This window comes from Ralstonia sp. TCR112 (genome assembly GCF_007997035.1).
GTDB classification, from domain to species: domain Bacteria; phylum Pseudomonadota; class Gammaproteobacteria; order Burkholderiales; family Burkholderiaceae; genus Ralstonia; species Ralstonia edaphi.
This window is the reverse complement of sequence record NZ_VOSS01000038.1, coordinates 1-9,388: the sequence shown is the minus strand read 5'-3', so window position 1 is coordinate 9,388 and position 9,388 is coordinate 1. Positions and strand designations below refer to the sequence as shown.

At 62.3% G+C, this 9,388-nt stretch carries 13 protein-coding genes and 1 pseudogene; 12 read left to right on the top strand and 2 right to left on the bottom strand.

The window, feature by feature from the left end; all coding sequences use genetic code 11:
• Nucleotides 1-14: 14 nt before the first annotated feature.
• Both FUT88_RS27165 and FUT88_RS27160 read left to right on the top strand, forming a co-directional pair.
• Nucleotides 15-869: pseudogene (locus FUT88_RS27165) on the top strand (NAD(P)/FAD-dependent oxidoreductase); the annotation flags it as partial.
• A gap of 18 nt (nt 870-887) precedes the next feature.
• The gene (locus tag FUT88_RS27160; RefSeq protein WP_410003877.1) at nt 888-1,349 is read left to right on the top strand and encodes a Rieske 2Fe-2S domain-containing protein; all 462 of its coding nucleotides are present in this window, start codon (nt 888-890) and stop codon (nt 1,347-1,349) included.
• A 6-nt stretch (nt 1,350-1,355) separates the two neighbouring features.
• Here FUT88_RS27160 and FUT88_RS12790 read toward each other — a convergent pair whose 3' ends face one another.
• On the bottom strand, nt 1,356-2,348 hold the full coding sequence (locus FUT88_RS12790) for a lysozyme inhibitor LprI family protein (RefSeq protein WP_147215606.1): 993 nt from the start codon (nt 2,346-2,348) through the stop codon (nt 1,356-1,358).
• Between the two features lie 173 nt (nt 2,349-2,521).
• Between FUT88_RS12790 and FUT88_RS12785 the strand changes: the two genes are divergently transcribed.
• The 10 genes from FUT88_RS12785 (at nt 2,522) to FUT88_RS12740 (ending at nt 8,872) form a co-directional block, all read left to right on the top strand.
• Nucleotides 2,522-2,983, top strand: a complete 462-nt coding sequence (locus tag FUT88_RS12785) for a lysozyme inhibitor LprI family protein (RefSeq protein WP_147215604.1) — start codon at nt 2,522-2,524, stop codon at nt 2,981-2,983.
• Between the two features lie 485 nt (nt 2,984-3,468).
• Nucleotides 3,469-3,792 (top strand): ArsR/SmtB family transcription factor, encoded by a 324-nt coding sequence (locus FUT88_RS12780; protein WP_147215610.1) that lies wholly within the window; start codon nt 3,469-3,471, stop codon nt 3,790-3,792.
• An 11-nt stretch (nt 3,793-3,803) separates the two neighbouring features.
• The gene (locus FUT88_RS12775; protein ID WP_147215602.1) at nt 3,804-4,292 is read left to right on the top strand and encodes an ArsI/CadI family heavy metal resistance metalloenzyme; all 489 of its coding nucleotides are present in this window, start codon (nt 3,804-3,806) and stop codon (nt 4,290-4,292) included.
• Nucleotides 4,293-4,302: 10 nt separating this feature from the next.
• On the top strand, nt 4,303-4,797 hold the full coding sequence (locus FUT88_RS12770; protein ID WP_147215600.1) for an arsenate reductase ArsC: 495 nt from the start codon (nt 4,303-4,305) through the stop codon (nt 4,795-4,797).
• Nucleotides 4,798-4,812: 15 nt separating this feature from the next.
• A complete protein-coding gene (gene arsB / locus FUT88_RS12765) occupies nt 4,813-5,886 on the top strand; it encodes an ACR3 family arsenite efflux transporter (protein ID WP_147215598.1) in 1,074 nt (357 codons plus the stop codon).
• Between the two features lie 237 nt (nt 5,887-6,123).
• Nucleotides 6,124-7,032: an alpha/beta fold hydrolase gene (locus tag FUT88_RS12760; protein WP_147215596.1), complete on the top strand. Its 909-nt coding sequence runs from the start codon at nt 6,124-6,126 to the stop codon at nt 7,030-7,032.
• Nucleotides 7,033-7,092: 60 nt separating this feature from the next.
• The gene (locus tag FUT88_RS12755; RefSeq protein WP_147215594.1) at nt 7,093-7,422 is read left to right on the top strand and encodes a hypothetical protein; all 330 of its coding nucleotides are present in this window, start codon (nt 7,093-7,095) and stop codon (nt 7,420-7,422) included.
• Between the two features lie 39 nt (nt 7,423-7,461).
• Nucleotides 7,462-8,046, top strand: coding sequence for a hypothetical protein (locus FUT88_RS12750; RefSeq protein ID WP_147215592.1), 585 nt, complete (start codon nt 7,462-7,464; stop codon nt 8,044-8,046).
• Between the two features lie 47 nt (nt 8,047-8,093).
• Nucleotides 8,094-8,408 (top strand): hypothetical protein, encoded by a 315-nt coding sequence (locus FUT88_RS12745; RefSeq protein ID WP_147215590.1) that lies wholly within the window; start codon nt 8,094-8,096, stop codon nt 8,406-8,408.
• A 44-nt stretch (nt 8,409-8,452) separates the two neighbouring features.
• Nucleotides 8,453-8,872: a hypothetical protein gene (locus FUT88_RS12740; protein ID WP_147215588.1), complete on the top strand. Its 420-nt coding sequence runs from the start codon at nt 8,453-8,455 to the stop codon at nt 8,870-8,872.
• A 64-nt stretch (nt 8,873-8,936) separates the two neighbouring features.
• Here FUT88_RS12740 and FUT88_RS12735 read toward each other — a convergent pair whose 3' ends face one another.
• A complete protein-coding gene (locus FUT88_RS12735) occupies nt 8,937-9,305 on the bottom strand; it encodes a hypothetical protein (RefSeq protein ID WP_147215586.1) in 369 nt (122 codons plus the stop codon).
• Nucleotides 9,306-9,388 lie beyond the last annotated feature (83 nt).

Here is a 9,388-nt window from a genome sequence, read left to right as displayed (position 1 = left end):
CGACCGCCCACCTGATGACGGCGTTCGATGACCGGTACTACAACATCGAACGCCATCTCGGGCGCGACGCCGCACGGACGATCGCGCAAAGCCACACGGCAGCCGTTGCACGGATGGAGGCCATCTGCGCAGCGGAGTCCATCGCCTGCGACTTTGCCCGTGTGGATGGCTACCTGTTTGCCGAATCGGCGGAAGAGGACGAGGTGTTGACCGACGAACTGGAAGCCGCACACCGCGCGGGGCTGACCGACGTCACACGGGTGAGCGACGTTCAGACCGGCCGCGTTGCGCTGCCATCGGCACTTCGCTTTCCGGGCCAGGGGCAATTGCACCCGCTGAAGTACTTGCGCGGGCTCATCGACGCCATCGAGCGTCGCGGCGGCAAGATCCATGGCAAGACGCAGGCAATGGACGTGGAGGACGGCCGCCCTGTGGTCGTGCGCACGGCCGGCGGGGCACGCATACATGCCGACAGCGTTGTCGTGGCCAGCAATACACCCTTCAACGACTTGTTTGCCCTGCATACCAAGCAGGCGGCATACCGCACCTTCGTGGTGGGCATGAAGGTACCGCGCGACAGCGTGCCGGTCTGCCAGTTCTGGGACACGCTCGACCCATACCACTACGCGCGCATTGCGGGCGACCTCGGCCCCGACGCCCAGCTCCTGATCGTTGGCGGCGAAGACCACAAGGTCGGTCAGGCAGACGATGCCGACCGGCGGCTGGACCGCCTGCGCGCATGGACGCGCGAGCGCTTTCCCGTGGTCGGCGAGCCCATGTTTGCCTGGTCCGGCCAGGTGATGGAGCCGGTGGATGGCGTGGCCTTCATTGGACGCAACCCCGGCAACCACAACGTCTATGTCGTGACCGGCGATTCAGGCAACGGCATGACCCACGGCGCCATCGCCGGCGTGCTGATTCGCGATCTCATCACCCGGCGCGACAACGCCTGGGCCGACCTTTACGACCCATCGCGCAAATCGCTGACGGCTGCACTCGAATACGCGCGCGAGAACGCCAATGTCGCGGCCCAGTATGCAGACTGGCTGGGCTCCGGCGCGGCCACAGCGCTGGACAGCATTCCCTCGGGCGGGGGCGACGTGGTCAAGGCCAACGGCCGCCACGTGGCTGCCTTCCGGGACGAGCGCGGCCACCTGAATACGTTTGACGCAGCGTGCCCGCACCTGAAGTGCCTGGTGCAGTGGAACAGCCTTGAAAAATCGTTCGATTGCCCGTGCCACGGCTCGCGCTTCGGCTGCGATGGCGCGGTGCTGCACGGGCCGGCGAAAACGGGCTTGCACCGCGTGGACGTCGGTGGCGACGTACCGCCAAAGGCGAGCAGCGGTTGACGTGCCTCACTTCGGCATCGGTTCGTAATGCACCTTGCTGCGCCATTTGCCGTTGACGAGCGTTTCCTCTGTGATCTTCATCTTGTCGCCGGAACTCATCACCTCTTCCATGTAGCGCGCGACGGCGACCGGCACATCGTGGTCGACGCGGTACGTGGTGGTCTCGTGATAACAGCACCCGCCCTTCGCAAAGGTCCGCAGACGCTTGCTTTTAACATCGACCTCAAAGAAACCGAGTGTCGACCGGATGAGCGAAGTCATCTCACTGTTGGGCACAAAGCGCTGCGCCTGCGCATTGAACAGATAGATGTCGTAGCTGGGGCCGCCGTAACTGCCTTCGTTGCCGGTCTGGATGCCGAAGTCCTCCAGCCCATCGAAGTTGAAATCCCCAACGTTGATCACGCCCTGGTAGTCATAAAGGCGCGCTGAGTTGACCAGCGGCCCCTTGCTCCCCTTGGGCAGCGTGACAAAGACCTTCGGCAGGTTGATGACCTGGCGCACGGCGCGCTGGCCCTTGTCATGGACAAGCAATTGGGCAGGCCCTTCGCAGGTCGTGTCCTCCTTGCTGCTGTCCCCCGGGCAGGCTTCGAGCATGCGCAGCACGAAGTCGTGCTGCTTGGCGATCGCGTTCAGCCGGAAGACCGGGCCATTGACCGGCTCGCCCGGGTCCGGAAACGCGGGCTGCGCTTCCAACTCGTCAATCCGCGTGCGGTACGCCTCCTTTAACGCGGCCACGTCGATCTGGCCAGAGGGCGCGCGTTGCTTCAGCCAGTCGCGCTGCCCGGCTTTCAACGCATCGGTGTCGGCGCCGTACTTCTTCAATGCGGCCCGGTACGCATCGGCCAGTTCGCTATCCAGCGCAGAGAGTTGCGCGTCATTGCAGATGGCGTGCTCGATTGGGGTGCGCGCGGCGGCGCAGTCAAAGCTGGCGGCATGCGCAGCCGCGGGCAACAGGGCGATGGCAAAGGCGATGGCGGAGATGCCGCGAAATGGCGTCATTGGATGAACCCCTGGGCAAGCGGATGTGAACGTGTGCGCGATTGTGCTGCGGAATGGGCCGGTCTGGTGTGCTTTCTCCGCACTTCGGCGCACTTAACGCCCGGCCAGAGCGGCACGGGAAGACTTTTCCTACCATGGCAACCACCCCGCCCCAAAAAAAGATGAGGTACGCAATGGCCTTTCCGATGCACAACCGCCAGACCCATCCCGCACAGGATCCCGCCACTCAGCATCTGCGTGGCATCGTGCGCACCCTATCCGTTGCGGCCGTTCTGCTGCTGCCGCTGGCCGTCTGGGCCGCCGACCCCATCGACGACGCGCTGGAGCGGTGCCTGAAAACTCCCCACGGCCAAACCACCGCCGGCATGACCGAGTGCACGCACACCGCCTACCAAGCCTACGACCGCCAGATGAACACGCTGTACCAAGCCGTGATGGCCAAATCCGACCCCGTATCGCGCGAAGCCATCCGCAACGCCCAACGTGCGTGGCTGGCCTATCGGAACGCCCAGAAGGCGGCCGACAACGCGCCGTGGCGGGCAGACGCCGGATCGGTGGCGAGCCCCGATATCGAAGGGCTGAACGTGGAGGCAATCCGCGCGCGCATTGCAGAGCTGGAGTACTACCCGCACTAACCGGGCGGGGAAAAGCCATTGTGGATAACTCCCCATCCGCCTGTGAATAACTCCAGGGACAAGCGTGTTGGTTCTCCGGGGTCAGCGTGCAGACAGCACGGGAACAACTTCCCACCGTGTCGACAGGGCCCGACGCGATACCCCGGACTCATCCACGCAACAGCACACCCTGTCCGACCGGTTGTCCGTTCTGCAAGTCGTTGATGCCAAAGTGCTTTTAGTGCTTATCCACAGGACTTATCCACCGTTATCTACTACTACTATCTGTATACATAAAGAAGTAAACCTATAAACCGTCTGTGGGGCATCGAGCCCGTGGCTGGGTTGTGGGCAAAGCAGCATGCAGGTGCTGGCGATGGGTGGAGCAACCACCGAACGCCACCGCCCAATCTCTCGCGCAACAGCGTCAAGTGCTCCCCAAGTGGTTCCCGATATCGCAGGCTGATCGCCTTGCTGCAGCTCTATATTTCGAATATATTGGAAATATGGAAGAAACCGACGTTATCCGATCCCTCGCCGCGCTGGCCCATGGCCTGCGCCTCCAAGTGTTTCGCATGCTGGTGGTCGCAGGGCCTGCGGGCATGACACCAGGTGCGATTGCCGAACAGCTCGACGTGCCGGGCGCCACATTGTCGTTTCACCTCAAGGAACTGACGGCCGCACGCCTGGTAACGCAAGAGCGTGAAGGCCGCAACCTGATCTACCGCGCGGCGTATGACCACATGAACGCCCTGCTGGGCTTCCTGACCGCCAACTGCTGTCAGGGCGAAGCCTGCCTGGAAGCGAACGCCACCGACTGCAAATGCTGAAGGAGCATCCCATGAAACGATTTCACGTCCATCTCCACGTTGACGACCTGAGCAAGAGCATCGCCTTCTACTCCAAGCTCTTTGCCGCCGAGCCGACGCGCGTGGAAACCGACTACGCCAAGTGGATGCTGGACGACCCGCGCATCAACTTCGCCATCTCCACACGTGGCAATGCCCCGGGCGTTGACCACCTGGGCTTCCAGGTGGATGACGCTGCCGAACTGGCCGACCTGAAGGCCCGTGCGGAAGCCGCAGACATGGCGCTATTGGATGAAGGCGAAACCACCTGCTGCTATGCCCGCAGCGACAAGCACTGGATCACCGACCCGCAGGGCATCGCCTGGGAGCACTTCCATTCGCTCAGCAACATCCCCGTCTTTAGCGAAGACAAGAAGGAAGAAGCCGCCCCGGAGGCTTCTGCCTGCTGCGCACCGCGTGCTCCAAAGGGCAAGCCGATCGGCATTGCCGTGAAGTCCGGCTCCGGCTCATCCTGCTGCTAAGGGCGCACGCATGACCACCAACGTCCTGATCCTCTGCACCCACAACTCCGCACGCAGCGTGCTGAGTGAAGGGATGCTCAACCATTGGGCCAAACAACTCGGCAAAGACGTGCGCGCCTACAGCGCCGGCAGCGCACCGAGCGGCCGCCTCAACCCATTCGCACTCGAAGCCCTCACCAACGCAGGCATCGACACCACTGGCTACCGCAGCAAGAGCTGGGACGAGTTTGTTGCGGACGGCGCCCCGCAGATGCGCATCGTCATTACCGTATGCGACAGCGCTGCAGCCGAGACCTGCCCGTATTGGCCGAGCAGTCCCGTGAAAGTGCATTGGGGCTATGCCGACCCGTCAAACGCGACGGGCGGCGACGAAGGCAAGCGCCAGGCTTTCGAACTGACACGCCAGGCCATCGGCTATCGCATGTTGCAGTTGCTGGCACTGCCGCTGGGCAGCATGAGCAATGCCGAGCTGCAAACGGCGTTGGAACGCATTTCGCAAAACTGATCTGAAGCCCGCCCAATGACCGCATCCAACGTAGCGCCGCCGGCACAGGCTGTCGCCAAGCCTTCCATCAACTTCTTCGAGCGCTACCTGACCGTCTGGGTGGCCCTCTGCATCATTGCCGGCATCGTGCTCGGCCAGGTGCTGCCCGGCCTGTTCCAACAGATCGGTCGGATGGAATACGCACAGGTCAACCTCCCGGTCGGGCTGTTGATCTGGGTGATGATCATCCCGATGCTGGTCAAGGTGGACTTTGGCGCATTGCATGAGGTGCGCCAGCACGTCAAAGGCATCGGCGTCACGCTTGTCGTGAACTGGCTCGTCAAACCGTTTTCGATGGCGTTTCTCGGCTGGCTCTTCATCCGCCATCTGTTCGCGCCGATGCTGCCTGCGGACCAGCTCGACAGCTACATCGCAGGCCTGATCCTGCTGGCTGCGGCACCGTGCACCGCAATGGTGTTCGTCTGGAGCCGGCTCACGGGCGGCGATCCGCTCTTCACGCTGTCACAGGTGGCGTTGAACGACAGCATCATGGTCATTGCTTTCGCACCGCTGGTCGGTCTGCTCCTGGGCATGTCCGCCATCACGGTGCCCTGGGCGACGCTGCTGACTTCGGTCGTCCTCTACATCGTCATTCCGGTGATCCTCGCGCAGATCTGGCGCAAGGTGCTGCTCGCCAAAGGCCAATCGGCGTTCGATGCTGCAATGGCGAAGATCGGCCCGTGGTCGATCGCGGCGCTGCTGGCAACGCTGGTGCTGCTGTTTGCTTTCCAGGGCGAAGCCATCCTGAAGCAGCCGCTCGTTATTGCACTGCTGGCGGTGCCGATCCTGATCCAGGTGTTTTTCAATTCAGCGCTGGCCTACTGGCTCAACCGCGCGGTGGGCGAAAAGCACAACATCGCCTGCCCGTCTGCGCTGATCGGCGCATCGAACTTCTTCGAGCTGGCCGTCGCGGCTGCGATCAGCCTGTTCGGTTTCCATTCCGGTGCAGCGCTGGCTACCGTCGTTGGTGTGCTGATCGAAGTGCCGGTCATGCTGCTTGTCGTGCGCATCGTCAACCAGACGCAGGGCTGGTACGAGTGCCGGACGTAGCAGTGCACGTTTCAATCCAGCAGTAAGCGCGCCTGAATCGTCGGGCGAGTACCCAAAGCAGCCGCAACGCCTGAGGCGCCCGCGCGCCTTACTCTCTCCTTCACGCTTGCGCCCCGCGTGGCGCGTACTACTCTTGACGAGGCCTTGCGTCGCGCGTTTCCGACGGTGTACGGCCCGATCTGCAGGCTGCTTCCCCCCAGGCCCGGCCAGCCCCCCGCTCCCCCAAAGAGAACAGCCATGCGAAAACTGTTTGCAGCCGTCGCGCTCATGCTCGCCATGACGCCCCTTGTGCAGGCGCAGGTGAAGCCGTATCCGCCGGGCTTTCGGCACCAGAACATCCAGACCGACGGGGCGACGCTGTTTGTGCGCGTGGGCGGCAGCGGCCCGGCGGTGGTGTTGCTGCACGGCTTTGGCGATACGGGTGACATGTGGGCGCCGCTGGCCGCCGAGCTGGCCCGCACGCATACCGTGGTGGTGCCGGATCTGCGCGGCATGGGTTTGTCGTCGCACCCCGAAGGCGGCTACGACAAGCGCACGCAGGCCGGTGACATCCGCGCTGTGCTGACGAAGCTGAACATCGACCAGGCCGATGTGGTCGGCCACGACATCGGCACCATGGTCGCGTTTGCCTATGCAGCGCGCTATCCGGACAAGACCACGCGGCTGGTCGTGATGGACGCCCCCGTGCCGGGCGTGCCGCCGTGGGAGCAGATCGTCCGCTCGCCCAAGCTCTGGCACTTCTCGTTCGGCGGCCCCGATGCCGAGCGGCTCGTCAAAGGCCGCGAGCGCATCTACCTCGACCGCTTCTGGAATGAGTTTGCCGGCGACCCTTCCAAGATCGACGAAGCTACCCGCGCGCACTACGCCCGCCTCTACGCCAAGCCGGGCGCCATGCATTCAGCGTTTGCGCAGTTCCTGTCGATCCCGCAAGACGCGGAGGACAACCAGAAAGCCATCGCCACCAAGCTGCCCATGCCGGTGCTCGCCATTGGGGGCGCCAAGTCGTTTGGAGAGAACGAAGCCATCGTCATGCGCAACGCCGCCACCAACGTGCAGGAACTGGTGATTCCCGATGCGGGGCATTGGTTGATGGAGGAGCAGACGCGGGCTACGGTGGGTGCGGTGGTTAAGTTTTTGGCGCAGTAGCGTCGGCCTTCAGCATTTTCTTCATTGGTGTTTCATGCAGCTCAACGAAGGGGGTTTCCAATGCAGCCAGTCGTCCGAGTCTCGATTCTTCGGTGTCCGCCAGACAAGTTCGCCGAGATGCGGCAGATGATGAACGACCTCGAAGCCGTGCTCCGGCCCGGTATCGAAGCCATGCGCGGGTTGGTCGCGTTTTATGTGGGCGAGGACGAGGCGACATCGTCGCTGTCGAACGTGAGCTTGTGGACTGACCTGGACGCGGCCAAGCAACTGGATACGTTCCGGCCGATGCTGGATTCGGCCAAGCCCTTTCTCGACAAGGGCGGCACGTTTGAGCGGCCGATCATGAATTACCTGCCGATGTGGGCGTTGAAGCCGGTGGGGAAGGTTTGAGGCTTTGCAAATAGATTGCCCGTTCACACACCGCACACCATGCAGTCAATTGATGAAATGGCCAGGCAGCGCAATGTCTCGATTGCGCGACTGCGAGGACTTGAAGTCGCGACGATTCCTGTGGACTGTTCCAAGCCGGTCGACATCGGGTTCTATGCGAAGGAGAAGATGCGCTTCGTGAATCCGCTGTCATGGCTACCAAAGGCGGAAATCCGCCCCGGGCTTTTTGCGTATGGCAAACAAGCGCCCAATCTTGCGAACGCCGTTGCCGCAGACAGCGAGCTTTGCTCCGCGCTCGACCTCCTTCTGAAACACTACGCAGGTGCTGTCGAATGGAGCGATGCGGCTCTGCATGCCCGCGTGAACCTCTGGGCCGGGACGATCGACGGAGATTCCACAGGCGGTGAGCGCTTCTTGTCCAACCTTGAAACCGTTGCCAGACACCTTGGCGATATCGCACAAGGGCGCAGCCAGGTCGAAGCCAACTTGTCGACGCGAGCATTCGGCCCGACGTGGTTCCGCAATCGCGCGATGGTTGGTGGATTACTGACGGGGTTTCTTGGTGCCTTCCTGCTTCTGTTCGCCATCGTTGGGCTCAGTGCGCTCCGGCGGATGGCGCATTGAAGCCGCGCGCCCTTGTCACAAGACCTATTCAACGCATCTGTGCTCACATGAACATCACATTGAAGTTGACTGGCTGCCTTGTCCTTCTGACGGCGTGCTCGCATGCAAGCGCGCTTACACCCCTGCGCCTCCCTCCGGAGGTCACAACGTTCATTGAAGAACGGAAAATCTGCGACCACTTTCGTGGAGAACCATTCGAGGGGGACAGCCCGGAACAAGTGGAGCGAAGGGAATATCTGCTCGACAGCTTCGATATCTACTGCGCAGGTACCGACAAGCGTCTTGCCGCGTTGAAGCGGCGCTACAAAGACAATCCCGCTGTCATGAGGCGGCTCAGCGAGTTTGAGGAGCGCGTTGAGTGATAGCGCGCGGCGGGAGCCCTACTGCCGATCAAGACCGAAACATCATGCAAACCGATACCTCAGCAAAACCCACCTTCCGCGCATACGCGATGGTGGTGTGCCTTTATCTGCTTGCAGCTGCATTGCTGCTTCATGGGTTGGAGAGTTGGACCGAGGGAGCCGTCCGACTTAAAGGCCGGCTCGGTGAGGTATTCATCGCAACGCGCGGCGGAGCCAACACCGGCTCCTTCTACTTCTACGTGCTCGTGGCACTCATGGGCGGTGTGGTATCTCTGGTTGCCGCTCTCGTACTCACCTGGCGAGCGTTCTTGTCACGGGATATCGCCGGTAAAGCCCAGGCGCTTACCTATCTGAACACCCCGATCCGGGAGAAGAATCCCGTGCCTATTCCGACATGGCTGTTTTGGGCAGTGATTGCAGTCGTCTTGGGCGTACTCGCGCGCGCCTTCATTTCGGCGCGGTGACCCAGGACCCCGATTCGTGCCGTTCTGGCATTCCCGCCCGTCACGGGAATGCGTCAATCAGTTGTTATTGGCCGTAGCCACGCCGCTCTATGGCGGCCAACACATCCCACGTCTGCGGATCGACATCGCGCCCTCCGAGCGACATCGATACGTACGCGTCAATCGCATCCATAAAGCCTTTGATAAAAGCCGGCGGGAACGCGTGTGTGGAGAGGTGCTGAAGCTCCTCACGCAGCATGCCCGGGCGGCATTGGCCGTGGTTGCGCATGGAGGCGCGCGTTCGCTTGAGATACGCCTGCGCTGCGATTGCGCCGTTCAAGTAGGTACGGTTTTTTGTAAGCGTACCGGCGTCAGACGACGTGGGCGCGTGCGCGGGTGGTTCAGGTGGAGATGGATAAGACGCGGGGCGGTACCCGCTTTGAGAACTTGGCATGAAGCCTCCACAGGGATTGAAGAGGCCTGCCGCTCATCGCCAGATGAGGGGTGGCGGGCCTGACGGCGGGGCTGGCGAACCGG

Excerpts from the sequence above, each read along its gene's own strand:
- FUT88_RS12780 (WP_147215610.1), top strand. The coding sequence starts at position 3,469 with ATGGAAGAAACCGACGTTATCCGATCCCTCGCCGCGCTGGCCCATGGC.
- FUT88_RS27160 (WP_410003877.1), top strand. The coding sequence starts at position 888 with ATGACCCACGGCGCCATCGCCGGCGTGCTGATTCGCGATCTCATCACC.
- FUT88_RS12790 (WP_147215606.1), bottom strand. The coding sequence starts at position 2,348 with ATGACGCCATTTCGCGGCATCTCCGCCATCGCCTTTGCCATCGCCCTG.
- FUT88_RS12770 (WP_147215600.1), top strand. The coding sequence starts at position 4,303 with ATGACCACCAACGTCCTGATCCTCTGCACCCACAACTCCGCACGCAGC.
- arsB (WP_147215598.1), top strand. The coding sequence starts at position 4,813 with ATGACCGCATCCAACGTAGCGCCGCCGGCACAGGCTGTCGCCAAGCCT.
- FUT88_RS12750 (WP_147215592.1), top strand. The coding sequence starts at position 7,462 with ATGCAGTCAATTGATGAAATGGCCAGGCAGCGCAATGTCTCGATTGCG.
- FUT88_RS12735 (WP_147215586.1), bottom strand. The coding sequence starts at position 9,305 with ATGCCAAGTTCTCAAAGCGGGTACCGCCCCGCGTCTTATCCATCTCCA.
- FUT88_RS12785 (WP_147215604.1), top strand. The coding sequence starts at position 2,522 with ATGGCCTTTCCGATGCACAACCGCCAGACCCATCCCGCACAGGATCCC.
- FUT88_RS12740 (WP_147215588.1), top strand. The coding sequence starts at position 8,453 with ATGCAAACCGATACCTCAGCAAAACCCACCTTCCGCGCATACGCGATG.
- FUT88_RS12760 (WP_147215596.1), top strand. The coding sequence starts at position 6,124 with ATGCGAAAACTGTTTGCAGCCGTCGCGCTCATGCTCGCCATGACGCCC.
- FUT88_RS12755 (WP_147215594.1), top strand. The coding sequence starts at position 7,093 with ATGCAGCCAGTCGTCCGAGTCTCGATTCTTCGGTGTCCGCCAGACAAG.
- FUT88_RS12745 (WP_147215590.1), top strand. The coding sequence starts at position 8,094 with ATGAACATCACATTGAAGTTGACTGGCTGCCTTGTCCTTCTGACGGCG.
- FUT88_RS12775 (WP_147215602.1), top strand. The coding sequence starts at position 3,804 with ATGAAACGATTTCACGTCCATCTCCACGTTGACGACCTGAGCAAGAGC.